Origin of the sequence: Nocardia pseudovaccinii (assembly GCF_050942345.1) — a bacterium.
Lineage (GTDB): Bacteria > Actinomycetota > Actinomycetes > Mycobacteriales > Mycobacteriaceae > Nocardia > Nocardia pseudovaccinii.
This window is the reverse complement of record NZ_CP192074.1, coordinates 6,931,625-6,955,804: the sequence shown is the minus strand read 5'-3', so window position 1 is coordinate 6,955,804 and position 24,180 is coordinate 6,931,625. Positions and strand designations below refer to the sequence as shown.

The window sequence follows — 24,180 nt, the reverse complement described above, 5'->3', positions numbered from 1 at the left end:
GCATGGTCATGACCGTCCAGCCCGACGCGGGTAAGTCCGCCCCCGCAATCGCTCGAACCCGCGCCGGCCGCCAGTCCCGCATCATCGAACTGCTGACGGCGCACGCGGTCCGCAGCCAGACCGAACTCGCCGCGCTGCTCGCCGCCGAAGGCATCGAAACCACCCAGGCCACCCTGTCCCGCGACCTCGATGAACTCGGCGCCGTGAAGTTGCGCGCCGCCGACGGTGGCGCGGGCGTCTACGTGGTCCCCGAAGACGGCAGCCCCGTCCGCGGCGTCACCGGCGGCACCGACCGGCTCTCCAAACTCCTCGGCGACCTCCTGGTGTCCACCGACGCCAGCGGCAATATCGCCGTCCTGCGCACCCCACCCGGCGCGGCCCACTACCTGGCCAGCGCCCTCGACCGCGCCGCCCTCCCGTTCATCGTCGGCACTATCGCCGGGGACGACACCATCGCCGTAATAGCCCGTGAACCTCTCACCGGCGCCGAACTAGCCGCGAAAATCGAAGAACTCGCCTGAGCCCGCCCCGGCGTCCTCAGCAGGAGGAAATGTCAGCCGAAGGGGTATTCGCCGCCGCCGTGGGAGGTACCCGGCGTGCCGACGTTGATGAGGTCCTGTACGAGGTCGACCAGGGCGCGGCCGATGTCGAGGACGTCGTTGCCGAGGGTGCTGAATTCGCCTGCTATGAGGTGCAGCAGCATGGGGTCCGTCCTTTGCCCGCTCCGATAGTTGCCGGGTAAAGCGTGACATAGGTGGACAGGGGTGCCAAGGTGCTACCGGAAGGTGGAACTCGGACCCGGTTGTGAATGGGCTTGCATCATCGTGCATAATCATTTGCATGACGGTACGGGCCGCCTGACGTGCGATTGGGCGCGTCGGTGGGCGCCGCGCCCCGCCGCCCGCGGATGCGGGCACGACCTGCAGACAAGCACGAAACCGAGGAGCACAAAGACATGTCCGAGCGCGTCGTACTCGCCTACTCCGGTGGGCTCGATACCTCCGTTGCGATCAGCTGGATCGGCAAGGAGACCGGCGCCGAGGTCGTGGCGGTCGCCATCGATCTGGGCCAGGGCGGCGAGGACATGAATGTGGTGCGCCAGCGCGCGCTGGACTGCGGCGCCGTCGAGGCGATCGTGGTCGATGCGCGCGACGAATTCGCCAACGAGTACTGCCTGCCGACCATCCAGGCCAATGCCATGTACATGGGCCAGTACCCGCTGGTCTCGGCGATCAGCCGCCCGCTCATCGTCAAGCACCTCGTCGAGGCCGCCAAGTTCCACGGCGCGAGCACCGTCGCGCACGGCTGCACCGGTAAGGGCAACGACCAGGTTCGCTTCGAGGTCGGTATCGGCGCGCTCGCCCCCGACCTGAATGTGATCGCCCCGGTCCGCGACTACGCCTGGACCCGCGAGAAGGCCATCGCCTTCGCCGAGGAGAACCAGCTCCCGATCAACGTCACCAAGAAGTCCCCGTTCTCGATCGACCAGAACGTGTGGGGCCGCGCGGTGGAGACCGGCTTCCTCGAGGACCTCTGGAACGCGCCGACCAAGGACGTCTACGACTACACCTCGGACCCGACGGTCAACTTCGAGGCGCCAGACGAACTCATCGTCACCTTCGACAAGGGTGTGCCGGTCGCCATCGACGGCCGCCAGGTCAGCGTGCTCGAGGCCATCGTCGAGCTGAACCATCGTGCGGGCCGCCAGGGTGTCGGCCGCCTCGATATGGTCGAGGACCGGCTCGTCGGCATCAAGAGCCGCGAGATCTACGAGGCCCCCGGCGCCATCGCGCTGATCACCGCGCACCAGGCCCTGGAGAACGTCACCATCGAGCGCGAACTGGGCCGCTACAAGCGGCAGGTGGAGCAGCGCTGGGGCGAGCTGGCCTACGACGGCCTCTGGTTCTCCCCGCTCAAGCGCGCGCTGGACGCCTTCGTCGCCGAGACTCAGCAGCACGTCACCGGCGAGATCCGGATGGTGCTGCACGGCGGTTCCGTCGTGGTCAACGGCCGCCGCTCCGAGCAGTCGCTCTACGACTTCAACCTGGCCACCTACGACGAGGGCGACACCTTCGACCAGTCCCTCGCCAAGGGCTTCGTGCAGATCCACGGCCTGTCCTCCAAGGTCGCCGCTCGTCGCGACCTCAACCAGAAGTAGCCGGTGGCCTCGCCTTCGCTCGGGCCGAGCGCAGGAGATCAGCGACGGACTTCGTCCGACTGCGACTATTAGGCTCGATCGGGTCGGCGCGCAGTGAGTGCCGACCCGAAAGGAGCGCTATGCGAACCGACGACGACAGCTGGGATATCGAATCGAGCGTGGGCGCCACCGCCCTCGGCGTCGCCGCCATGCGAGCCGCCGAGAGTCGTCGCCCGGACGCACTGTTCCATGACTCGTACGCCGAAGTGCTGGTGACCGCCGTCGGTTCGGAATCCTGGACGCGCATCGTGCGCGGGGAGATCCCGGATCTCGAGGAGGCCGCGACAGCGGCGATGGGCCCCATTATCTCGGCCCTCATCGCACGCACCTGCTACCTCGACGCCTACGTCCAGGAGGCGGCCGCCGACGGCATCCGGCAGCTCGTCATCCCCGCCGCGGGCCTGGACGCCAGGGCCTATCGGTTCGAATGGCCGGTCGGCACAACGGTTTTCGAGCTGGATCTGCCGAAGGTTCTGGAGTTCAAGGAGAGCGCGCTTGCGGATTTTCCGCCCGCTGCAGACCGCCGCGCGATAGCGGTGGATCTGCGTCAGGATTGGCCTGCGGCGTTGCGGGACAATGGATTCGATCCGACCGCGCCGACCGCATGGCTGGTCGAAGGCCTCTTGCGTTACCTCCCCGCGGACGCTCAGGACCGACTGTTCGACAACATCATGGCATCGAGCGCACCGGGCAGTCGCATCGCGATCTATCGCTCATCAGGTTCCGCGCCGGACTCGAAGGCATTGCAGGATGCGCGAACGGCCGGGGTCGACGTGACAGTCGATGTCGGCGAACTGTGGTACTCCGACGAGGGCCGCAGCGATCCGATCGACTGGTTCACCGAACACGGCTGGACGGTGTCGCGCGCCGATCCGGCCGAGGTGCTGCGCAGCCATGGCCGGGAGGTATCCGACGAGGCCGCCGCCCACCTGAAGACCGACATTTTGTTCACCGCCCGACGACCCGGAGGAGACAGCACACGATGACGCAGAGCGGCAGCACCAACGAAGGGGCGCTCTGGGGCGGACGTTTCGCGTCCGGACCGGCCGCGGCAATGGCCGCGCTGAGCAAGTCGACCCATTTCGACTGGGCGCTGGCTCCCTACGACATTCGCGCGTCGAAGGCACACGCGCGCGTGCTGCACAAGGCGGGACTGCTGTCGGAGAGCGACCTCGCCGCCATGCTGGCCGGGCTGGATCACCTTGCGGCGGACGTGGATTCGGGTGCGTTCGCCCCCGCCGAGGCCGATGAGGACGTGCACGGCGCGTTGGAGCGCGGGCTGATCGAGCGGGTCGGCACCGAACTCGGCGGCCGACTCCGGGCCGGGCGTTCGCGTAATGACCAGGTGGCCACGCTCTTTCGGATGTGGCTGCGCGATGCGGCCCGCCGGGTCGCCGCCGGACTCCTCGATGTAGTCGACGCGTTGGTCGCCCAGGCCGCCGCGCATCCGGACGCGGTAATGCCCGGCAAGACGCATCTGCAGGCCGCGCAGCCGGTACTGCTCGCACACCATCTGCTCGCACACGCGCATCCGCTGCTGCGCGATATCGATCGGCTGCGCGACTTCGACAAGCGGGCGGCGGTGTCGCCCTACGGTTCCGGCGCACTGGCCGGATCTTCGCTCGGACTCGATCCGGAAGCCATTGCTGCCGAACTGGATTTCGATGCCGCCGCGGCGAATTCGATCGATGCCACCTCCGCACGTGATTTCGCGGCCGAGGCGGCGTTCGTGCTCGCCATGATCGGCGTCGATCTGAGCCGGATGGCCGAAGAGGTGATCCTCTGGAGCACACCGGAATTCGGCTACATCACCCTCGCCGACGCCTGGTCCACCGGCTCGTCGATCATGCCGCAGAAGAAGAATCCGGATGTCTCCGAACTCACCCGTGGCAAGGCCGGTCGCCTCATCGGCAATCTGACCGGACTGCTGGCGACTCTGAAAGCTCAACCGCTGGCCTACAACCGGGACCTGCAGGAGGACAAGGAACCCCTGTTCGACTCGGTCGCCCAGCTCGAACTGCTGCTCCCGGCCATCGCTGGCCTGGTCTCGACGCTCACCTTCCACACCGACCGCATGGCCGAACTCGCCCCCGCCGGTTTCACCCTCGCCACCGATATCGCCGAATGGCTTGTCCGGCAGGGTGTTCCGTTCCGCGTCGCGCACGAGGCCGCGGGTGCGTGCGTGCGCGCCGCCGAGGCGCGCGCCGTCGGCCTCGACGAGCTGACCGACGAAGAATTCGCCGCCATCGATCCGGCATTGACCCCACAGGTCCGCGAAGTGCTCACCGTGCAGGGCTCGATCGCATCCCGCAATGCGCGCGGCGGAACCGCAGGCGTCCAGGTCACATCCCAACTCGCCGAACTCCGCAACACCATCCCCCACCTCCGCCGCCTCCTCACCTAGCCGACCCGTTCCCCACCCGGCGACGACCAAGATCAGGTGGAATCTATGGCGGCATCGCCCGAACCCTCCGCCACCAGTGCCACCTGATCTTGATCCCGGCCGTTAGCGGCCCAGGAGGTCGGCCACGTGGATGAGTGGTGCGGCGAGTTCGGGGATGGTGGATGGGTTGTGTAGGCGGCCCGGGCGGTAGGTCAGCAGCTCCGGACCGACAAGGCTCCAGTCCGGGGCGGTTGCGGCGAGATGCGCGTCGATCAGTGGTTTGCCGACGAGCCAGCGGGCGAAGTCCGGATCGGCGGCGCTGATCCGGAAGCGAGAGTCGAACGAGACATTGCCGGTGGCGGTGGGCTTGTCGCCGAACAGCGTGCGGCCCAGCTTGGACAGCACGCCGCGAGTGGACACGCTGACCGACGGGAAGGGGCGGTCCAGCAGCACCATGGTCGCGATGAGGTGGTGCGTTGTCCTCGACCTGTTCGACGCGGAACGTGGGCCGACCGTCGCAGCGACGGTTTCCGTTTCGTACGTGTACTCCGCCACCGTCACCCAGCGGCCGCCGATCTGCCCTGTCAATGTCACGCCCAGATAGCGTCCCCCGTCGGGCATCCGCGAAACCCACCGAGCCCGCGAGCTGTCCGCGAACGTCCACCCGTGCTGGGTCGCCCACTGCCGCAAGATCCTTCGGCGCGCACGCTCGGCGCGAATCGTCAGCGGAACGAACACGATGAGCGTGACCAGTAACAGGATCGGCCCGGCCAGAACCAAGATCACCGCTGCGTCCATTGTCCCTCCTCGATCGACGACCGAATTCTGCGGTGCCGACCTTTCGATCGGGATGGTCGAATGCTTATGGCGCCGACCGCATCCCATCCGCCCGGTTTACGCTGCGCCGATGACCCTGCTGTTGCTGGCGCTGGCCATCGCCTCCGAAATCACCGCGACCGTCTCGCTCAAAATCTCCGACGGTTTCACCAAATTGGTGCCTTCGATCATCGTGGTCATCGGCTACAGCGCCGCCTTCTTCTTCCTGTCCCAGGCGCTGAAGCGCGGCATGCCGATCGGCGTCGCCTACGGCATCTGGTCGGCGGTCGGCGTCGCGGCCATCGCCGTCATCGGCGTCCTGTTCCTCGACGAAAGACTTTCGTTGATCCAGGTCGGCGGCATCGCCTTGGTGATTCTCGGCGTCCTCGCCCTGGAACTCGGTGGCGCACACTGACATCCGCGCTGCGAGATTGTCGGTGGGCGGCTGTTGAATGACGGCTCATGAAGAGAGATTTCGAGGCGGGGACCTTCACCGCGGATCGATCGGCGGAGCCCGCTGCGGTGTCCTTCGCGGGCAATGATCCGGCGGAAGCGTTGGCGGCGTACGGGATCGAGCTACCGGCGGCGTCGGTGGTCGAGCAGACGGTGTCGGGGGCGCCGGTGTGGGTCGTATCGACCGAGCCCGGTTATGCGGCGGCCGGGCTGTGGGAGCAGGTGCGGGAGGTGCATCCGAAGACCGGATTGTGGCCGGTGCTGACCAAGACCCATACCTGGTATCGGACCGGATCCGAGCGCGGGTGGGAGCAATCGCGTGAGTTGTCGATTCCGGAATTCCTCGCCGGAACCGATGCGGCGGACTGGTTGCGCGAGAGATATCGCGAGCGGTCGGGCGATGACTACGAGATTCCACGAGGCGGACCGGACTGGGCCGATCTGGATCTCGAGCTCTACGACTACGACGGATTCGATTGGGGCGACGTCTGGAGTATTCGTGGCGATTGCGACGAATTCGATCAGCTCGCCCTGGTTCCCGCCGCGAATTCCTGGCTGGTTCCGTACGAGCTGCAATGGTCGGGTGCGCTCAACTATGACCTCGACGGCGCCGACCACGCAGTGATGCTGCGCCGGTGGGCGGCGTCGGAGCGCCGATGCGAACTCGTCGCATTGGATTCCGACACGCTGTGGCTCGCCGTCGCACACGAGCCGGAGCTGACCGAAGACGCCGCTCTCGCGCAGGCACTGGAGGCGTGTCTGTACTGCCCGGATGCGGCCGAACAGGATCGCGATTCACTCGATGAACTGGCCGAATCCCTGCTTCGGCAGCTGTGGCGCTTCTGGTGGGACTGATCGGTCTCGTTGCGCCCTGCGCATTTTGTCGAATTCGTCCCATGAGAGGTGTCGGCGAACGTAGCATCGGCCGATGGATCGGACGTTTGCTCAACTGAGTCGACGCGGGTGACGGTATGGCATCGGAACCGGGCGATGTAGTACTCGAGGCCCAGTCGTTGGTGAAACGCTACGGCGGTGTAGAGGCGTTGCGAGGAGCCAACTTTCAGGTGCGCGCCGGTGAGGTCGTCGCATTGATCGGCGATAACGGCGCGGGCAAGTCCACACTGGTGAAATGCCTTTCCGGGGCGGAACAACCGGATTCGGGGACCATCCTGCTGGACGGTTCGGCAACGGTGCTCGGCTCACCGACCGCCGCACGCAGGCTCGGCATCGAAACCGTGTACCAGGACCTCGCCGTCGCACCCGATCTGGACCCGGCCGCGAACCTGTTCCTCGGCCGGGAGCTGGTTCGCCGCGGATTGGCGGGCAGACTCGGCATGCTCGACAAGCGGGCGATGCGGACCCGAGCCGTCGAACACTTCCGGCGCCTCGGTGTGACGCTGCAGAGCACCGATGTGCCGATCGGCGCACTGTCGGGCGGGCAGCGCCAGAGTGTCGCCGTGGCGCGTGCGGTGCTGTGGGCGAGCAAGGTCGTCTTTATGGACGAACCGACCGCGGCGCTCGGCGTTGTGCAGCGCGAGAGGGTGCTCGAGGTGATCCGCAATGTGCGCGACCAGGGCATTGCCGTTGTCCTGATCAGCCACAATATGCCCGAGGTGCTGGCCGTGGCCGACCGGATCGAGGTGCTGCGACTCGGCAAGCGGGTGGCTCGATTCGCCGCCACCGATGCCACGCTGGAGCAGTTGGTCGGTGCGATGACCGGAGCGCTGTCACACGAGGACGCGGCATGACGAAAGCAGAGCCGAATGGTGGCCCCGATCTGCCGGAACGCACTCTGTTGCAACGGCTTCTCGGCGCGAGCACGCTGTGGATCGGTGTGGTGCTCGTCGTATTGTGCATCGTTTTCAGCATCATCCGTCCCGACGCCTTCCCGACCCGTTTCACCCTGCAGACGCTGCTGATCGAAACCTCGGTGCTGCTGGTGCTTTCGGTCGGCATGACGTTCGTGATCATCACCTCGGGCATCGACCTGTCGGTCGGCATGGTGCTGATCTTCGCCGGTGTGCTCGGCGCGAAAACGATGGAATGGCTCAGCCCCGACGAGAACGCCACCGGCGCGGGGTGGGGAATTATCGGTGTCGGCCTTTTGATTTCCATTGCGGGTGGCGGTATCTGGGGATTGCTCAATGGAATTCTGGTGGCAAAGGCAAAGATTCCACCGCTGATCGTCACACTCGGCTCGTTCGGTGCGGCACTCGGTGCGGCACAACTGATCACCGGCGGTGTCGACACCAGGACGGTGCCCGACAAGCTGCGCGACTCCCTGGGCTTCGGGACATCGCTGGGCGGCGTACCGAATCTGGTGCTGGTGGCGGCGGCGGTGACGGTGCTCGCCGCCTGGGTGCTGCACACCACCCGATTCGGTCGCTACACCTACGCGATCGGCTCCAATGAGGAGGCCGCGCGGCGTTCTGGCATCGCGGTCACTCGGCACCTCGTGCTGGTCTATCTGATGACCGGTTTACTCGCCGGACTGGCCGGATTCATGAATCTGGCCTACTTCGGCACCACCACCATCGGTGGGCACGGCACCGACAATCTGGACGCCATTGCCGGTGTAGTCATCGGCGGGACAAGCCTTTTCGGCGGAATCGGCACCATTGTCGGCACGGTTATCGGCGTTTTCATTCCGTCGGTGCTGCGCAAGGGATTCGTCATCGCGGGGGTGCCGGTGTTCTGGCAGCCGATCGCGGTGAGCGCGGTTCTGGTGGGGGCGGTGTGGTTCGACCAACTGCGCCGCCGAGCCCGGGACCGCAAGTAGAGAGGTAAGCAGTACAGCACTGCGCGATAAGAGAATAAGGCGGAGGTAGCCAAATGAGGGTGGCGAAGCGGACCGCGGTGATGATCGGCGCGATGGCGGCGGTCGGCACGCTGGTGGTGGGATGTGGTGGCTCGGTGAACAATTCCGGCGGCACGGATGCCAAGAAATTGGTGCTGATTCCCGGTGTCGCCGACGAACCGTTCTACATCTCCATGCAATGCGGCGCGCAGGACGAGGCGAGCAAACTCGGCTACAAGCTGGAGACGCAGGCGCCGACGAAATTCGATGCGGGCGCGCAGACTCCGGTACTGACCGGTGTGGTGGCCAATAAACCCGGCGGCATCCTGATCGCCCCAACACATGCGCAGGCGATGGCGAACCCGATCAAACAGGCGAAGGATGCCGGGATCAAAATCATCGAGGTCGATACCGCACTGGACGACACCTCGATCGCGCTGTCGTCGATCGCATCCGATAACAAGAAGGGCGGCGAACTCGCCGCACAGACGCTGGCCAAGCTCATCGGCGACAAGGGGCCCGTGCTGGTGATCAACACCAAGGCCGGAACCTCCACCACGGACGCGCGTGCTCAGGGTTTCGAAGATGCCGTGAAGGCCTTCCCGGGCATCACCTCGCTCGGCGTGCAGTACAACAACAATGAAGCGGCACAGGCGGCTTCGATCGTCACCGCGACGCTGGCCGCCCATCCCGACCTCGCCGGGATCTTCGCCACCAACCTGAGTTCCGCCGAGGGCGCGGCCACCGGATTGCGCAACGCCAATAAGCTCGGCCAGGTCAAACTGGTCGGCTTCGATGCGAGTCCGAAGCAGGTCGAGGACCTGAAAGCCGGTACGGTGCAGGCACTTATCGCGCAGGATCCGGCCGGGATCGGTGCGAAGGGCGTCGACGAGGCCGCGGCCGCGCTGGAGGGTAAGCCGGTCACCCGCAATATCCAGACCGATATGGTGGCGATCACCCAGGCCGATATGGATGCCAACTCGAAGTACTTCTACAAGCGGAAGTGCTGACGGGGGCGACGTCGGGTCCGAGCACGCTCGGACCCGGCTAATCCTCCACTCGCACCGCGTACCCCGAATTCTCCAACGCGGCAAGCACATCGTCGCGATGCGTGGGACCCCGGGTCTCCAACGTCAGCGATACCTCGACCTCGTCGACCGCGAGCCACCCACCGGTCCGTGAGTGCACGACGTCCACCACACTCGCACCGGTCTTCCCGACCACCGCGAGCAATCCGCTGAGCGCACCAGGTCGATCCGAAATCGTCACACGCACAGCCAGATAACGCCCGGCGGCACCGAGACCGTGCCCGATGATCCTGGTCAGCATCATCGGATCGATATTGCCGCCGGACAGGATCGCGCACACCGGCCCCTGCAATCCGAGTTCCGTTGGCTCGCAACTCATCAGGGCCGCCACCGCAGCGGCACCGGCGGGCTCGACGATCAACTTCGCGCGTTCCAGACACAACAGCAGCGCCTTGGACAGCGCATCCTCGTCGACCGTCACCACCGCGGGCACATGCGCCGCGACGTGCGCGAACGGCACCTCACCCGGCAGCCCGACCGCAATACCGTCGGCCATGGTCGACATCCGCGTCGCCCGCACCGGTTTACCTGACGCCAGCGAATCGGGCCATGCCGCCGCCTCCGCGGCCTGCACGCCGACCACCCGTACGTGCGGCGCGACGTGATGCAGGGCAATGGCGACCCCGGCGAGCAGCCCACCGCCGCCGGTCGGCACGATCACCGTGCCGACCTCGGGCATCTGCTCGATGATCTCCAGGGCCACCGTCGCCTGCCCGGCGACGATATCGGCGTGATCGAACGGATGGATCAGCGTCGCACCGGTCCGCTCGGCGAAATCCAGTGCGGCATCCAGCGAGTCGTCGATGGTCTCACCGACCTGCCGCACCTCGGCCCCATATGCCTTGGTGGCGACCAACTTCGGCAGCGAAGCGCCCACCGGCATGAATACCGTCGAGCGAATCCCGAGCGAAGCCGCGGCCCACGCCACCCCCTGCGCGTGATTGCCCGCGCTGGCCGCCACCACGCCGCGCGCCCGATCTTCCGCCGGGAGGTTCGCGATCCGGAAGTACGCCCCGCGCGGCTTGAACGAGCCGGTCCGCTGCAGGTTCTCGCACTTCAGCCGCACCTCGGTCCCGGCGTGCTCGGATAACACCCGTGACGCGACCACCGGCGTCTGCCGAATCACCGGCGCCAATGCCGCCGCGGCCGCCTCGATGCGGTCCAGTCCCAGCAACTCCATGCGCCCATGCTGCCAGCCCATGGCACCAATGCGCTGCCACATGGGCAGAAATCATCCGATGATTTTCCGCGCCTATCCGGCCTTCGCGAGATTGTGCGCAATGGCGCCGAGCCGCGCCAGCCGGGCGTCGCCGAGCGGCGTCAGCTTTCCACCGAGCCGATTGGTCACGAAGGCCAGCGACATCCCGGTGGCCGGATCGGCGAACGCCCCCGAACCGCCGAGGCCGAAATGGCCGAACGCGGAGACGGGATCGGCCTTCGACGGCTTCATCGGCACACCGTGGTAACCCAGCGCCCACGGAATGCGAAACGCCAGAACGTAATCGGGAGTGAAGACCTGACGCCGGGTGATCTGCTCGATGGTCTCCGGACGCAGCAACTGGAAGTCCCCGAGCCGACCATCGGTCGCGAGCGCGCTGTACATCCTCGCCAGGGCACGCGCCGAGAAGACGCCGTTGACGCCTGGAATCACCGAATCATGCAGGCGCGGATCGGAAACCATATCCGCGAATCCGCGCGGCGTGGTTTCGGCGGCGGCGGCGAAACGAGTCCGGCCCATGAGCCGCGCACTGTTCTCCCAGCTCATGCCCGCAACGGTGAGCCGAGGAAAGTTGGTGGCAATACGGCCGCGTTCGGATTCCGGCACCCGGAACCAGAGTTCCTCCGCCGCCAGCGGTTTCGCGATTTCCATGCGCAACAGCTCGGTGAAGTCCGAACCGGAGACCCGTCGGATCAACTCGGCGACCAAGTGCCCGAAGGAGATTCCGTGATAGCCGCTGGTCACCAGGTGACGCGGGTCCGGGGAGCAGGCCGCGAGCGCGGCGGTGACCTCGGCATCGTCCAAGAAACGCGCTACCGGCCCGGGCAGCAGATCGCGCAGCCGATGCAGACCCGCCCGGTGCGTGAGCATTTCCCGCACCGTAATGCGCTCCTTGCCCGCCGCCCCGAATTCGGGCCAGTAGGTGGCGACCGGCTCGTCGTAATCGAACAGTCCACGCTCGGCCAATCGGTGCGCCAGCGTCGAGACCACACCCTTGCCGGTGGAATAGGCCATGGCCACGGTGTCGGCGGCCCACGGCACGCCTGGATGCGCGAATCCGGCCCACACATCCACGACCGGTTCGCCGTGCTGATAGACCACGAGCGCCCCGCCGCCGTCGCTCGGCCTGCGGAACAGCCTGTCGAATTCGGCGACCAGGCGCACATAGCGACGATCCACCGACTGCGTTGCCGTAAGTGTCATCGGATTACCTCTGTCGTTAGACCAACCAACAGCATGGCACGGTGGCGATCGGGGCCATCGCGGAGCCGAAATTCCAACAGTGAGACCAGTCGGTTCGGTGAACTTTTCCTGACCGTCATCTCCGCGACCGAGATCGCAACACGGCTCGCATAGCGTGGCCGCATGCCCCCGAGACGACGATCGGCGCTACTGGCCAGGTTGGTTGTCGACGAACCAGGCCGACCTCAGGTGATCCTCGGCGAACTGCGCCGGGTGATTCTGGATGGTGCCGTGCCGCCGTGCACGGTGATCCCTCTGCGCGAGGTCGCCGAATTGTTCGGAGTCAGCCACATCCCGGTGCGCGAGGCGCTCAAGACATTGATCGGGGAGGGACTGGTGACCCATCGGCCGCACGGCGGTTATGCGGTGGCCCAGCTGACCTCCAACGAGCTGCGCGAAATGTATATCGCGCGGGAGACCCTGGAAACCGCCTCGCTGGCGGCCGCGGCGCGCAATGCCACCGACGCCGACCGCGCCCGCTTGCTCGAAGTGAATTCGCTACTGGAACAGGCGATTCGAGATGACGACCCGGTCGCGTACCACCGCCAGTCGCGCCATTTCCACGTGGCGCTGACCAAGCCGTCGCGGATGTTCCGGCTGCTGCACATGCTCGAATCGGCGTGGAATGTCACCGAGCCGGTGCAGTCCATGGTGCATATCGGCCGCGGCGATCGGGTGCGCCTGCACACCGATCACGCGCTCATGCTCGATGCGTTCATGGCCCGCGATGTGGATCGCCTGTTGCTGATCGCGGAACGGCACCACCGCAGGTTGGAGACGGTGATCGCGACGCTGCCCACCGATACCGGACTGCTCGCGCCGGAAGATATATCGATCGCGCAATAGCCGGGCAATAACTGCGCAATGGCGGGGCAATGCGCGGTTTCTACCGTCGTTTCGATCACAGTTTCACCTTCGGATGGGAAACACCATGACCGAAACGCTCACCACCGCGGCCCCGCCCGTACCGGCGCCACCTGCCTACGACCCACGGTTGACGAATGCGGATCTGGCCCCGCTGCGCAAGCAGACCTGGGGCGCCTACAACATCTTCGCGTTCTGGATGTCGGACGTGCACAGCGTCGGCGGCTACGTCACCGCGGGCAGCTTGTTCGCACTCGGACTCGCCAGCTGGCAGGTGCTCGCGGCGCTGCTGATCGGCATTTCCATCGTCTATTTCTTCTGCAATCTGGTCGCCAAGCCGAGTCAGGTGACGGGTGTGCCGTATCCGGTCATGTGCCGCAGCGCATTCGGGGTGCTCGGCGCGAATATCCCGGCCATCATCCGTGGCCTGATCGCCGTCGCCTGGTACGGGATTCAAACCTTTCTCGCCTCGGCGGCACTGGATGTCGTACTGGTGAAACTGTTTCCGAGCCTCGCTCCATATGCGGTCGTCGACGACTATGGATTCCTCGGTCTTTCACTGCTCGGGTGGGGTAGCTATCTATTGCTGTGGGTCGTGCAGGCCTGCGTGTTCTGGCGCGGCATGGAATCGATTCGCAAATTCATCGACTTCTGCGGTCCCGCTGTGTATGTAGTGATGTTCCTGCTCTGTGGCTATCTGATCGCCAAGGCGGGCTGGAGTGCCATCGACCTGAAGCTCGGCGAGGTGAAGTACACCGGCTTGGCCTCGGTGCCGGTCATGCTCGGCGCGATCGCGCTGGTCGTGTCCTACTTCTCCGGTCCGATGCTGAACTTCGGCGATTTCTCCCGCTACGGAAAGAGTTTCGCGGCGGTGCGGCGTGGCAACCTGCTCGGGCTGCCGGTCAACTTCCTGCTCTTCTCGCTGCTTGTCGTGATCACCGCATCGCTGACGGTCCCGGTCTATGGTGAGCTGATCACCGATCCCGTTGCGACGGTGGCCCGTATCGACAGCACCTTCGCGATCGTGCTGGGCGCGTTGACCTTCACCATCGCCACCATCGGCATCAATATCGTCGCAAACTTCATTTCACCGGCCTTCGACTTCTCGCACGTCAGCCCGCAGCGGATCAGCTGGCGTGCGGGCGGCATGATCGCCGCGGTCGGCTCGGTCCTGATCACGCCGTGGAACCTCTACAACAATCCGGAGGTCATCCACTACACCCTGGAGGTGCTCGGGGCGTTCATCGGCCCGCTGTTCGGTGTCCTCATCGCCGACTACTACCGGGTGCGCAAGCAGCAGGTAGTCGTCGACGACTTGTTCACCTTGTCGCAGACCGGAACTTATTGGTACAGCAAGGGGTACAACCCGGCGGCGATCATCGCAACCGCCGTCGGCGCGATCGTCGCGGTGCTCCCGGTGCTCGTCAAGGATGTCACCGGCATGTACACCGCCGCGCAGTACAGCTGGTTCATCGGCTGCGGCCTCGGCTTCGTCACCTATTACCTGCTGGCCACCCGGACCCGGTTGGCAGTGCAGGGAGTTACCGTCTGATGCGCATCCGGGTCGTCAACCCGAATACCACGCGGGCGATGACCGGCACGATCGAGCAGTGTGCCCAGGCCGTAGCGGGCGCGGGCACACTGCTCGACGCGGTAAACGCCGAGATGGGGCCCGCCTCGATCGAGAGTCACTACGACGAAGCCCTCAGCGTCCCGGGCATTCTCGCCGCCATCCGACGCGGCGAAGAAGAGGGTGTCGACGGCTACGTGATCGCCTGCTTCGGTGATCCGGGGCTGGATGCGGCCCGAGAACTGGCAAGTGGCCCGGTAATCGGCATAGCGGAGGCGGCCATGCGTACCGCGAGTCATCTCGGCGGCGGCTTCAGCATCGTCACCACGCTCCGCCGGACCATCGGCCGAGCGGACGATCTGGTGTATCGCTATGGCATGCAACGTTTTTGCCGCGGCATCCACGCCTGCGAAATCCCGGTGCTCGCACTGGAAGATCCGGATGCCCGCAAAATCGTCACCGAGGCATGCGGCGATGCGGTCGACGCCGATGGCTCCGATGCGATCGTCCTCGGCTGCGCGGGCATGGCCGATCTCTGCAAGCACATCCGCGACGAGATCGGTGTACCGGTGATCGACGGCGTCGCCGCTGCCACCCTCACCGCCCAGTCGCTGATCACCCTCGGCCTGCGCAAATCGGGTAGGGGAGAGTTCGCCGCACCACCACCGAAGCCGTACAGCGGCCTGCTGCGCTCCTTCGGCTCGAATTCCTGAGCTGTCAGGCGGCGGCGGCCAGGGCTTCCATCGCCGCATCGGGATCGTCGACATCGACGACGAGACGGGTGAACCCGGGGCCTGCGAGGTCGATGAGAATGGCATGACCGTCGAATCTGGTGTCCCAGAACTCTTTTCGCCCCTTGCCGCGGTAGGTGCCCGCCGCGATCACGCCGGGAAAGAAGGTGCCCGGTGCGCGGACCCACGGTGGGCGCAGATCGACCGGGGCGGGGGTCACCTCTTTGATATCGGCCAGATCGAAGGTCACGTGTTCGCGCAGGGCCAGCAGTCGGTGCCCGCCGAGCACATGAACCGTCACTTTGTCGTCCGTGACTTCGACTTCGACCATCGTGCACCTCGCTGAATTCAAGACCTCGTACGCGATCCAGGATCCGATTCGGTCCTGTTCGCACCCTGTGTCGTTCCTGTGATTTCTCGAAGGCTTTGTCCGGTGTTACAAGTGCCGCATCCCTGCGCGAAATACTTGCTGAAACGTAGATATGCGCATTGAAACATGTGAGAGTCAACCGGACATAGGTCGAATCCAAAAGCAGCAAGGAGCGGGGGCCACTACGGATCACCGCGGCGATTACGAGATGACGCCGGAGATGATCGTTGGCCGACCCGGCCTACGTACCTGAAACGGCCGGGTCAGCGGAACGACCTTCCAATGAGCCTCAGATGACCCGAACCGCTTCTTCCGCGATATCGAGCACACCGAGCAACCACGGCGTATAGCTCCCCGGATCGTCGGCGATCGCATCCCGCAGCGCCTCCGGTTGGATCCACGCGTAGTCGGCGACCTCGGCCGGATCCGGCCGAGGCGCCGCGGTCCGCAGGAACTCGGCATCGAGCCGTCCGATGAGCACATGGTCCCATTCGTGCTCCACCCGACCGGTCGCGGAATCCTGGGCGTGATACCGGAAGATTCCGACCTCGGTCAGCGCGGTGGCCAACCCCAACTCCTCGGCCAACCGGACCGCGGCGGCCGCCGCCACCGGCTCATCCGGCGCGGGATGACCGCAGGCAGTATTGGCCCAGAGCAGCGGAAACCGCGTCTTCACCGCGGCACGCTGCTGCAAAAGCACCCGGCCCGCATCGTCGTACAGCAGCACCGAGAACGCGCGGTGCAGCAGCCCGGGCGCGGTATGCGCCTGCGCTACCGGGCACGCACCGACCGCGCGCCCGGCCGCGTCGACCAGCTCGACGGGCAGGGCCTCGCGGTCGGTAATCGGCTTCGCCAGCGTTTCGGTCACAGCTGCGCCTCGCTGGCGCTCGGCTCCGCTGCGACCGATGGTGCTGTGCCCATGATTCGCTCGCTACGCTCGCTCATGCCTGCGCCTCGCTGGCGCTCGGCTCCGCCGCGACCGATGGTGCTGTGCCTATGGAACGCTCGCTCATCGCCCCACCTTATCGGCGGCGATCAGCAGGTATTGGAAGCTGCCCTCCTTGTAGGCGGTCAGGAACGGCTTCTCCACGCCCGTCGCCAGCTCGGATTCGGTGCGCAGCTCCCAATAGGGAATCGTGGCGGCGGTCAGATCGATGACGTTGACCGGTACCAGATTGTTGTCGGCCAAGGCCCGGAAATACTCGCTGCGCGGATGGATCATGCAGCCGTAATGGGCGTCGATCCAGCTGACCGAGGCCGAACGCCCGCCGTTGACGTCATTGGAGCAGCCGGTGATGCAGACGTAGCGACCGCCGGGTTCGAGCAGCCGGGCGAACTCTTCGAACAGCTCGCCGAGGTCCACGTACATGGTGGTTTCGTTGGTCCAGATGCCGCGCCTGGATCCGGTATCGAAACCGGTTTCGAGCATATTCCGGAAATGGAAGCGCACCTTGTCCGCGACACCGCGATGGGCGGCCTGATCATTGGCGAAGCCGACCTGGTATTCGGAAATGGTGACGCCGTCGACCTGACAGCCGAAGCGCTGATTGGCCATGAAACTCGTACCGCCGCGGCCGGAGCCGCCGTCCATCAGACGATCGCCCGGCCGGATATCACCGAGGTGGTCCAGCAGCAGCGATGCCTGTGCGGTCTCCAGGCGGTGCAGTTCCTTGACGATCCGTTCCTCGCGAGAATCCGCCGGCCCGGCCAGCGTCGCCTGATCGGGTTCGCCGATGCCGTAGTGGTGGTGGAACAGCCCGTCGACCTCACCGAGTCTGGTATTGACCCGGTCGTCATTCGGGTTGTTGTTCCAGTACTCGGCAACGGCCTTCTGGTAGCTGGTGCGCAGGACGGACCCCGTGTCGGGATTGAGCATGGTCATGCCTGATCATCCTCTCGTGTTGCGGTACTACTGATTACGTTGCGGTACTGGCTAATTCGACTCGTTGTAGCGCTTGCTCGCGGCGTGCCAGGCGCGGTTGCCGCCCATCCACGCCCAGAGTCCGCCGAGGAACCGGCGCAGTTCGGCCGATCCGGCGGCGGCCAGCGGACCGGCCTCCTGTTCGAATCGGTGCACCAGCTCGTCGTGCACGACGGCGGTGCGCAGCACCGCCTCGCGCCGGGAGCAGCGCTCCTCCGCGGCCAAGACCGTCGGCAGGTTGAATTCCCTACCGTCCGAACGGTCTTCGCGCGCCATCGAATACAGGTCGTTCACCATCTGGCTGGCGAGTGCGGCCGTGGTGACGACCCGGCGCACTCGAGGATCGGTGTACTCGGCGGCCTGGAGCTCATAGCCGCCGACCACATCGATCGGCGCCATACATGGCAGAAAACTGTGCGGCTGCCGATTGGTGAGGTACTCCCACACCGGTGGCATCCGGTGTGCGGACCGCCAGCCGGCTTCCGCACCGAGCGCGATGAACCATCCGGCGATCTCGGTACGCAATCGAGCCAGCTGTGCCGGGGTCGCATACCGGGACAGATGCTCGAAGGACGTACGGAACGCGCGCAGGATCGGATCGGCCTGTAGCGCCCGCTCCAGCTGCGGCTGGTAGCGAGCCGGAAGATGGACGGGATCCATTGCGGCGGCGGCCAATTCGAGTCGGGGGCCGAGTTCGGCCTCGGCACTGGACGGCGTGCCGTCGGGTGCGGTCTCATCGGCTCCTTCCTCGCAGTAGTAATCGTCGACCGACCATTCCGAGACCGCGCATTTCGCGGCGGCGAGCAGCCGGTCCGCATCGTTGCTGTCCGGATGGGCGAGCATGATCAATCGGCCGAAGTCGGCATCGCGCAGTTCGTCCAGACGTCCGGCGTAGAGACCGATATCCCGCGCCCAGTCGATGAGCCCGTCGTTGACCAATTGGGCCAACGCCGGGTCATCACGCAACGGCGGTGGACAGTACAGCGGTGGAATCGGTGCCGCGGTGCCTTGCAGGTAGGCGGATGCGGTACCTAATCCAGTGGGGCCGATAGGAATTCGACTCCGATTGGTTTTCGGTTCGGTCGGGGCCGATCCTGCCGGCGCGGCCCCCTGCGCCACGCCGACAGCGATCGTTGTGGCGTCGAACGCCACTGGTGGCGGCTGGAGACCAGCCGCCCGGATAGTAGGTGTGCGTGCGGAGTCGGGTACCTCAGTAGTAGGTAATCCCGCTTGGGTGGTGGTGGACGTCGGAAGTAGGAGTGCAGCCGCACCCAGGCCGCTGGGTCCGAGCAGGCTGCGCGGAACAATCGCCTCAGGTTGGGTAGGTCGGTCCAGTTCTGACGAATCAGCTTCCACCACCTGGGTTTCGGATGATTCGGGTATTGCTGTGCATTCGGGTAATTCCGTACTTTCCGGTATATCGGTGTTTTCAGGTGGCGCCGAGGTTGCCGGTTCCGGAACCTCCAGCGGGAGTGTGGGTGGAGCGGTGGTATCGAGGTTGGACAGCAGTGCCGCGACAGCGGCGGCCACCTCGTGGGTGGCGGGTGGTGCCGAGGCGCGAGAGAGCACCGACATCGGTCATCACCCCGGTCAGTCCGCCTGCCGGGCGACCAGGACGTTGTCGAGCACGCCCAGTGCGTCCGGCACCAGCACGGCCGCCGAGTAGTAGCAGCTGACCAGGTAGGAGATGATCGACTGGTCGTCGATGCCCTTGAAACGGACGTTCAGGCTCGGCTCGTACTCGTCCGGGATGCCGGTCTGGTGCAGGCCGATGACGCCCTGATCCTTCTCGCCGGTACGCATGGCGAGAATCGAGGTGGTCTGGGTGTCGCTGACGGGGATCTTGCTGCACGGGTAGATCGGGACGCCGCGCCAGGCGAACACGCGGTGTCCGTCCACCTCGACCGGATCCGGATACAGGCCGCGCTTACTACATTCACGGCCGAATGCGGCGATCGCTTTCGGATGTGCCAGAAACAGTTTGGTGCTGCGCCGCATGCTCAGCAGTTCATCCATATCGTCCGGCGTCGGTGCACCGGACTCACTGTAGATGCGCTGTTTCAGGTCGCAATTGTGCAGCAATCCGAAATCGGGATTGTTGACCAGATCGCTTTCGCGCCGCTCGTAGAGCGCCTCGATGGTGAGCCGGAGCTGCTGTTCGACCTGGTTCATCGGATCGTTGAACAGGTCGGCGACGCGGGTATGCACCCGCAGCACGCTCTGGGCCAGGCTGAGCTCGTATTCACGCGGGGCGTCGTCGAGGTCGACGAAGGTGCCGGTCAGCAACGGCTCACCGAAGTGGCCCGAGGAGATCTCGATATTCGCCTCGCCCTTGGTGTTCTGCGGGCGTGCCGGAGCGTCGGCGACACGGGACAATTGCTCGCGGAGCGCCGGGGTGTACTCCAGCATTTCTTCGAGCGTTTGCCGGGACAGCACCAGCATGGTGGTCGGGGTGACGGTTTTGACCGTCACCGGCCAAATACCGGACCCGTCGATGAGGGTTTCATCGCCGAAGAAATCACCGCCGCCCAGCATGCCGAGCTTGGTTTGCTCGCCGAATTCTCCGGTGCCGATCTTGCTGAGTTTGCCGTGCACGATCAGCATGACCTGATTCATCGGATTGCCGAATTCGGCGACCACCGTGCCGGGTTCGAGGTCGCGCTGCTCGAAACGCTGGGCGAGCGCGCGCAGCACCTCTTCGTCGTCGAAGTCCCGCAATTGCGGAAGTTCGGTGAGTTCCATCGGGATGACTCTGGCTTGCGAGCCGTCGATGACGAACTCGACCTCGCCGTTGCCGACGGTGTGGGTCAGCCGTCGGTTCACACGATAAATACCACCGTTGACCTGCGTCCACGGCAGCGTGCGGGTGAGCCAGCGCGACGTGATGCCCTGCATCTGCGGCTCGGACTTGGTGGTGTGCGCGAGCTGGTGGGCGGCGCCGGTGCTGAGGCTCTTGCGCCCGTTGGTTTCTGTTTGGACTGGCATTTCGATGGTCATGCGTGGTCCTCACCTGAGATGGTCACCGAGACGGTCGATTGTGCTGTACTGGTGGTTCGACGACTTTTCGAATTCGGCGGTGGTGCACAACAATTCGACAGGCGGCAGGCCTGCTGGGGTATGGCGGCGTGGTTGCCGAGAGAAGTGGCCGACCCAAGGCATGCAGACGGTGACCGATTCTCCCGTGCGAATTGGCTTACGCGACATTGCGTTCCGAACGGCTTCGATCCTAAACCGCGAAAGATGCTGTGCGCACACGAATCTCGAGAAAGAAGCCACGAGAATGCTGGTCTGTTTTTCGGATGGTTACGACATGACCTCGATGCGGACAACTGCCGATAACGGCCCGGCGCGAACCGGCGTGGATCGGGCAGGGCTGTACGGTCGGTATCTTTTGCGCACCGCCGCCGCGAACATCCCGCATCATCGGCCCGACCTGGCATGGATCCCGTCACAGCCGACCCATAATGGATACACGGTGTGGGAAGCTCGTCTGAGCACATCGGGGTGTGTGATGCGGGTCACTTTGCAGGGTAGGGCCAGGAGCGATCGTGAAGTTGAATGTGGAAAGTGTGGTCGGGTCGGTGCAGCGGTTGATGGCAACGGCCCAGAACGGCCTCGAGGTCATCCGCTTCGGCGGGTTGACCCACGATGTCGAGTCCTCGCCGTTCGAGGTCGTCGAACGGCGCAGAATGTATCGACTGCGCCATTACTTCCCCGACGATGTGACGCCGGGTCGTCCGGTCGCGGTCCTGGTGCCGCCGCTGATGGTCAATGCCGATATCTGGGATGTGAACGCCGACGACGGCGCGGTCGGCATTCTGCACCGCGGCGGAATCGATTGCTGGGTGGTCGATTTCGGTTCGCCCGCCAGTGAGGAGGGTGGCTGGGAACGGGATCTGGCCGATCACGTCCTCGCGGTCAACAGCGCCATCGATACGGTCTGCGACGCGACCGGCGCCAATGTGCACCTGATGGGGTACTCGCAGGGCGGCATGTTCGCCTATCAGACCACCGCCTACCGCTTCGGCAAGGGCGTGGAGAGCATCGTGACCTTCGGCAGCCCGGTGGATGTGGTCGCGGGCATGCCGTTCGGACTGCCCTACGGCATGGTCTCCGATGTCGCGGAGTTTCTGGCCGACCATGTGGTAACCCGTCTGCCCATCACCGATTCCATGGTCCGGCTCGGCTTCCAGATGCTCGATCCGATGAAGACCGCCAAATCGCGCATCGACTTCCTGCGCCAGCTGCACGACCGAGAGGCATTGCTGCCCAAGGAACGTCAGCGCCGGTTCCTCAATGACGACGGTTGGGTCGGTTACGCCGGTCCGGCGGCGGCGGACCTGCTCAAGCAGTTCGTCGTGCACAACCGATTGATGCTCGGTGGCTTCGTGATCCGGGACCAGCCGATTTCGCTGGCCGAGCTGAAGTGCCCGATCCTGGCCTTCGTCGGCGAGGTAGACGATATCGGCCAGCCTGCCGCGGTGCGCGGCATCGTCCGCGCCGCACCCAATGCCGAGGTATACGAAGCTAGTTTGGTGGCGGGACATTTCGGCCTCGTCGCGGGCAGCATGGCGACCAGGCATACCTGGCCGCTGGTGCGTCAGTGGATCGATTGGATGGACGGCGATCAGCCGCTGCCCCCGGAGATCGCGCCGATGACCGGCCATGTGGCGACCAGCCGGCCGAATTCGGCGGCCACCCGGGTCGTGCACACCGCGGCCACCCTGGCCGAGGCGGGCGCGGGCGTCGGCAAGGCGCTGGAGGGCATTGCGGGCAATACCGTGCGCGGTTCGATCGAACTCGCCGGTGAGGCCGCGCGCGCACTGCCGCGGCTGGTTCGACTCGGCATGATCCAGCCGCATACCCGCATCTCGTTGGGCCGCTTGGTCGCCGAGCAGGCGCGCCGCGCGCCGCTGCGCGATCTGTTCCTCTTCGACGATCGCGTGCACACCAATGCCGCCGTGAACGCGCGCATCGATAATGTCGTGCGCGGGCTCGTCTCCGTCGGCATCCGCCCGGCCATGCGCGTCGGTGTGGTGATGGAGACCCGGCCGAGCGCGCTGGCCACCGTCGCCGCGCTCTCCCGTATCGGCGCGGTGTCCGTATTGCTCGCCCCCGGTAGCGAGTTGGATCGGGCCATCGAACTCACCGGTATCAAGGCCCTGGTCTCGGATCCGGAGAATCTGCGTACGGCGGCGGCAACCGGTACCCGGGTCCTGGTGCTCGGCGGCGGTAGCACGCGCACTCTCGATATTCCATCGAGCGATGACGTGATCGACCTGGAACAGATCGATCCCACGCAGGTCGAGCTGCCCGCCTGGTATCGCCCGGATCCGGGCCTGGCGCGCGAATTGGCCTTCGTGCTCGTCACCGGCACCGGCGACCGCCTGGAGACCAAGTACATCACCAACCACCGCTGGGCGCTGTCCGCCTTCGGCACCGCGACCTCGGCCGATCTGGATCGCAAGGACACTGTCTACTGCCTTGCGCCGCTGCATCATTCGTCCGGTCTGCTGGTGAGCCTGGGCGGCGCGATCGCGGGCGGTAGCCGGATCGCACTGGCCAGGTCGCTGGATCCGATCCGGTTCGGTGAAGAGGTGCACCGCTACGGCGTAACCGTGGTCACCTACACCTGGACGATGCTGCGCGACATCCTCGACGCCGAGGTCTTCCCGGCCGGACACCAGCATCCGATCCGTCTGTTCATCGGCTCGGGCATGCCCGCGGGTCTGTGGCGACGCACCACCGAACAGTTCGCGCCCGCGCGGGTACTCGAGTTCTACGCCTCCATCGAGGGCGATGTGGTGCTGGCCAATGTGGCCGGTGTGAAGGCGGGCTGTAAGGGCCGCCCCGTGCCGGGCACCGCGAAGGTGGAGCTGGTCGCCTACGACCCGGTCACCGAGCAGATCCGGACCGACGGGTCCGGCTTCGCGCGCCGTTGCGCGGATAACGAGGTCGGGCTGTTGATCGGCAAGGCGACCGAGGGCATCGACCTCTCCGACGGCGGCCTCCGCGGGGTATTCACGGCGGGCGATGCGTGGATGCCGACGGAAAATCTCTTCCGCCGTGACAGCGACGGCGACTACTGGCTGGTGGATCGCACGGATACGGTGATCCACACCGAACGCGGCCCGGTCTTCACCCAGCCCATCGTCGACATACTCAACGACATCACCGCCGTCGATATGGAGGTCGCCTACGCATTACCTGTCGGCGACCATGCGCTGGCGGTGGCGGCGGTCAGCGTCCGCACGGGCTTCCGGCTGGAACCCAAGGATGTGACCGAGGCGGTGCGCGCACTCGATCCGGACCAGCGGCCCGACATCGTGTACGTCGTCGACACGATTCCGCGCAGCTCCTCCTACCGCCCGTCGACGCGGGCCGTGCAGGCCGCGGGTCGTCCGCAGCCGGGGCCCGATACCTGGTGGTACAACCGGGAATCCGAGGCCTACGAAATCCGCACCGAGGACGAAGCCGGAACCATCTTCGGCGAATAAGCCCGCGCCCCCGTCGTTCCGATTTCGGTCGC

At 65.6% G+C, this 24,180-nt stretch carries 22 protein-coding genes; 13 read left to right on the top strand and 9 right to left on the bottom strand.

Annotation, left to right across the window (positions count from 1 at the left end; translation table 11 throughout):
- Window positions 1-8: 8 nt before the first annotated feature.
- Window positions 9-521 (top strand): arginine repressor, encoded by a 513-nt coding sequence (locus tag ACQPZ2_RS31270; protein WP_040689265.1) that lies wholly within the window; start codon window positions 9-11, stop codon window positions 519-521.
- Window positions 522-553: 32 nt separating this feature from the next.
- On the opposite strand, the gene ACQPZ2_RS31265 is transcribed toward ACQPZ2_RS31270, so the two are convergent.
- Window positions 554-703, bottom strand: a complete 150-nt coding sequence (locus tag ACQPZ2_RS31265) for a hypothetical protein (protein ID WP_433521742.1) — start codon at window positions 701-703, stop codon at window positions 554-556.
- Between the two features lie 252 nt (window positions 704-955).
- Between ACQPZ2_RS31265 and ACQPZ2_RS31260 the strand changes: the two genes are divergently transcribed.
- From ACQPZ2_RS31260 to argH, 3 genes are all read left to right on the top strand, one after another.
- On the top strand, window positions 956-2,158 hold the full coding sequence (locus tag ACQPZ2_RS31260) for an argininosuccinate synthase (RefSeq protein ID WP_040689239.1): 1,203 nt from the start codon (window positions 956-958) through the stop codon (window positions 2,156-2,158).
- Between the two features lie 119 nt (window positions 2,159-2,277).
- The gene (locus ACQPZ2_RS31255; protein WP_433521741.1) at window positions 2,278-3,183 is read left to right on the top strand and encodes a class I SAM-dependent methyltransferase; all 906 of its coding nucleotides are present in this window, start codon (window positions 2,278-2,280) and stop codon (window positions 3,181-3,183) included.
- A complete protein-coding gene (argH, locus tag ACQPZ2_RS31250; protein WP_433521740.1) occupies window positions 3,180-4,601 on the top strand; it encodes an argininosuccinate lyase in 1,422 nt (473 codons plus the stop codon). Before ACQPZ2_RS31255 ends, argH begins: the two co-directional genes overlap by 4 nt.
- Before the next feature lie 102 nt (window positions 4,602-4,703).
- Here argH and ACQPZ2_RS31245 read toward each other — a convergent pair whose 3' ends face one another.
- Complete coding sequence (locus tag ACQPZ2_RS31245) at window positions 4,704-5,378, bottom strand: hypothetical protein (protein ID WP_433521739.1); 675 nt, start codon at window positions 5,376-5,378, stop codon at window positions 4,704-4,706.
- 109 nt (window positions 5,379-5,487) lie between these two features.
- On the opposite strand from ACQPZ2_RS31245, the gene ACQPZ2_RS31240 reads away from it, so the two are divergent.
- From ACQPZ2_RS31240 to ACQPZ2_RS31220, 5 genes are all read left to right on the top strand, one after another.
- Window positions 5,488-5,811 carry a DMT family transporter gene (locus tag ACQPZ2_RS31240; protein ID WP_357475339.1) on the top strand — a complete coding sequence of 108 codons (324 nt, stop codon included), beginning with the start codon at window positions 5,488-5,490 and terminating at the stop codon, window positions 5,809-5,811.
- 47 nt (window positions 5,812-5,858) lie between these two features.
- The gene (locus ACQPZ2_RS31235; RefSeq protein ID WP_433521738.1) at window positions 5,859-6,704 is read left to right on the top strand and encodes a DUF4253 domain-containing protein; all 846 of its coding nucleotides are present in this window, start codon (window positions 5,859-5,861) and stop codon (window positions 6,702-6,704) included.
- A 116-nt stretch (window positions 6,705-6,820) separates the two neighbouring features.
- Window positions 6,821-7,597, top strand: coding sequence for an ATP-binding cassette domain-containing protein (locus ACQPZ2_RS31230; protein WP_433521737.1), 777 nt, complete (start codon window positions 6,821-6,823; stop codon window positions 7,595-7,597).
- Window positions 7,594-8,628, top strand: coding sequence for an ABC transporter permease (locus ACQPZ2_RS31225; RefSeq protein WP_433521736.1), 1,035 nt, complete (start codon window positions 7,594-7,596; stop codon window positions 8,626-8,628). Before ACQPZ2_RS31230 ends, ACQPZ2_RS31225 begins: the two co-directional genes overlap by 4 nt.
- 53 nt (window positions 8,629-8,681) lie before the next feature.
- Window positions 8,682-9,656, top strand: a complete 975-nt coding sequence (locus tag ACQPZ2_RS31220) for an ABC transporter substrate-binding protein (protein ID WP_387295372.1) — start codon at window positions 8,682-8,684, stop codon at window positions 9,654-9,656.
- Window positions 9,657-9,693: 37 nt separating this feature from the next.
- On the opposite strand, the gene ilvA is transcribed toward ACQPZ2_RS31220, so the two are convergent.
- Complete coding sequence (ilvA, locus tag ACQPZ2_RS31215) at window positions 9,694-10,914, bottom strand: threonine ammonia-lyase (RefSeq protein ID WP_433521735.1); 1,221 nt, start codon at window positions 10,912-10,914, stop codon at window positions 9,694-9,696.
- A gap of 72 nt (window positions 10,915-10,986) precedes the next feature.
- Window positions 10,987-12,156 (bottom strand): serine hydrolase domain-containing protein, encoded by a 1,170-nt coding sequence (locus ACQPZ2_RS31210; protein ID WP_433521734.1) that lies wholly within the window; start codon window positions 12,154-12,156, stop codon window positions 10,987-10,989.
- 162 nt (window positions 12,157-12,318) lie between these two features.
- On the opposite strand from ACQPZ2_RS31210, the gene ACQPZ2_RS31205 reads away from it, so the two are divergent.
- From ACQPZ2_RS31205 to ACQPZ2_RS31195, 3 genes are all read left to right on the top strand, one after another.
- On the top strand, window positions 12,319-13,041 hold the full coding sequence (locus tag ACQPZ2_RS31205; RefSeq protein ID WP_063045603.1) for a GntR family transcriptional regulator: 723 nt from the start codon (window positions 12,319-12,321) through the stop codon (window positions 13,039-13,041).
- Window positions 13,042-13,126: 85 nt separating this feature from the next.
- A complete protein-coding gene (locus ACQPZ2_RS31200) occupies window positions 13,127-14,611 on the top strand; it encodes an NCS1 family nucleobase:cation symporter-1 (protein WP_433521733.1) in 1,485 nt (494 codons plus the stop codon).
- Window positions 14,611-15,342, top strand: a complete 732-nt coding sequence (locus ACQPZ2_RS31195) for an aspartate/glutamate racemase family protein (protein WP_433521732.1) — start codon at window positions 14,611-14,613, stop codon at window positions 15,340-15,342. Before ACQPZ2_RS31200 ends, ACQPZ2_RS31195 begins: the two co-directional genes overlap by 1 nt.
- Window positions 15,343-15,346: 4 nt before the next feature.
- Here the strand turns inward: ACQPZ2_RS31195 and ACQPZ2_RS31190 are convergent, their stop codons facing one another.
- The 5 genes from ACQPZ2_RS31190 to ACQPZ2_RS31170 form a co-directional block, all read right to left on the bottom strand.
- On the bottom strand, window positions 15,347-15,691 hold the full coding sequence (locus tag ACQPZ2_RS31190; RefSeq protein WP_387295363.1) for a hypothetical protein: 345 nt from the start codon (window positions 15,689-15,691) through the stop codon (window positions 15,347-15,349).
- Window positions 15,692-16,019: 328 nt separating this feature from the next.
- Window positions 16,020-16,598: an isopentenyl-diphosphate Delta-isomerase gene (gene idi, locus ACQPZ2_RS31185; protein ID WP_433521731.1), complete on the bottom strand. Its 579-nt coding sequence runs from the start codon at window positions 16,596-16,598 to the stop codon at window positions 16,020-16,022.
- 141 nt (window positions 16,599-16,739) lie between these two features.
- Window positions 16,740-17,612 (bottom strand): geranyl diphosphate 2-C-methyltransferase, encoded by an 873-nt coding sequence (locus ACQPZ2_RS31180; RefSeq protein ID WP_433521730.1) that lies wholly within the window; start codon window positions 17,610-17,612, stop codon window positions 16,740-16,742.
- A gap of 51 nt (window positions 17,613-17,663) precedes the next feature.
- Complete coding sequence (locus tag ACQPZ2_RS31175) at window positions 17,664-19,226, bottom strand: family 2 encapsulin nanocompartment cargo protein terpene cyclase (protein ID WP_433521729.1); 1,563 nt, start codon at window positions 19,224-19,226, stop codon at window positions 17,664-17,666.
- Window positions 19,227-19,241: 15 nt separating this feature from the next.
- Window positions 19,242-20,648, bottom strand: coding sequence for a family 2B encapsulin nanocompartment shell protein (locus ACQPZ2_RS31170; RefSeq protein ID WP_433521728.1), 1,407 nt, complete (start codon window positions 20,646-20,648; stop codon window positions 19,242-19,244).
- 551 nt (window positions 20,649-21,199) lie between these two features.
- Between ACQPZ2_RS31170 and ACQPZ2_RS31165 the strand changes: the two genes are divergently transcribed.
- On the top strand, window positions 21,200-24,148 hold the full coding sequence (locus tag ACQPZ2_RS31165) for an acyl-CoA synthetase (protein WP_433521727.1): 2,949 nt from the start codon (window positions 21,200-21,202) through the stop codon (window positions 24,146-24,148).
- Window positions 24,149-24,180 lie beyond the last annotated feature (32 nt).

Excerpts from the sequence above, each read along its gene's own strand:
- ACQPZ2_RS31270 (WP_040689265.1), top strand. The coding sequence starts at position 9 with ATGACCGTCCAGCCCGACGCGGGTAAGTCCGCCCCCGCAATCGCTCGA.
- ACQPZ2_RS31265 (WP_433521742.1), bottom strand. The coding sequence starts at position 703 with ATGCTGCTGCACCTCATAGCAGGCGAATTCAGCACCCTCGGCAACGAC.
- ACQPZ2_RS31260 (WP_040689239.1), top strand. The coding sequence starts at position 956 with ATGTCCGAGCGCGTCGTACTCGCCTACTCCGGTGGGCTCGATACCTCC.
- ACQPZ2_RS31255 (WP_433521741.1), top strand. The coding sequence starts at position 2,278 with ATGCGAACCGACGACGACAGCTGGGATATCGAATCGAGCGTGGGCGCC.
- argH (WP_433521740.1), top strand. The coding sequence starts at position 3,180 with ATGACGCAGAGCGGCAGCACCAACGAAGGGGCGCTCTGGGGCGGACGT.
- ACQPZ2_RS31245 (WP_433521739.1), bottom strand. The coding sequence starts at position 5,378 with ATGGACGCAGCGGTGATCTTGGTTCTGGCCGGGCCGATCCTGTTACTG.
- ACQPZ2_RS31240 (WP_357475339.1), top strand. The coding sequence starts at position 5,488 with ATGACCCTGCTGTTGCTGGCGCTGGCCATCGCCTCCGAAATCACCGCG.
- ACQPZ2_RS31235 (WP_433521738.1), top strand. The coding sequence starts at position 5,859 with ATGAAGAGAGATTTCGAGGCGGGGACCTTCACCGCGGATCGATCGGCG.
- ACQPZ2_RS31230 (WP_433521737.1), top strand. The coding sequence starts at position 6,821 with ATGGCATCGGAACCGGGCGATGTAGTACTCGAGGCCCAGTCGTTGGTG.
- ACQPZ2_RS31225 (WP_433521736.1), top strand. The coding sequence starts at position 7,594 with ATGACGAAAGCAGAGCCGAATGGTGGCCCCGATCTGCCGGAACGCACT.
- ACQPZ2_RS31220 (WP_387295372.1), top strand. The coding sequence starts at position 8,682 with ATGAGGGTGGCGAAGCGGACCGCGGTGATGATCGGCGCGATGGCGGCG.
- ilvA (WP_433521735.1), bottom strand. The coding sequence starts at position 10,914 with ATGGAGTTGCTGGGACTGGACCGCATCGAGGCGGCCGCGGCGGCATTG.
- ACQPZ2_RS31210 (WP_433521734.1), bottom strand. The coding sequence starts at position 12,156 with ATGACACTTACGGCAACGCAGTCGGTGGATCGTCGCTATGTGCGCCTG.
- ACQPZ2_RS31205 (WP_063045603.1), top strand. The coding sequence starts at position 12,319 with ATGCCCCCGAGACGACGATCGGCGCTACTGGCCAGGTTGGTTGTCGAC.
- ACQPZ2_RS31200 (WP_433521733.1), top strand. The coding sequence starts at position 13,127 with ATGACCGAAACGCTCACCACCGCGGCCCCGCCCGTACCGGCGCCACCT.
- ACQPZ2_RS31195 (WP_433521732.1), top strand. The coding sequence starts at position 14,611 with ATGCGCATCCGGGTCGTCAACCCGAATACCACGCGGGCGATGACCGGC.
- ACQPZ2_RS31190 (WP_387295363.1), bottom strand. The coding sequence starts at position 15,691 with ATGGTCGAAGTCGAAGTCACGGACGACAAAGTGACGGTTCATGTGCTC.
- ACQPZ2_RS31180 (WP_433521730.1), bottom strand. The coding sequence starts at position 17,612 with ATGACCATGCTCAATCCCGACACGGGGTCCGTCCTGCGCACCAGCTAC.
- ACQPZ2_RS31175 (WP_433521729.1), bottom strand. The coding sequence starts at position 19,226 with ATGTCGGTGCTCTCTCGCGCCTCGGCACCACCCGCCACCCACGAGGTG.
- ACQPZ2_RS31170 (WP_433521728.1), bottom strand. The coding sequence starts at position 20,648 with ATGACCATCGAAATGCCAGTCCAAACAGAAACCAACGGGCGCAAGAGC.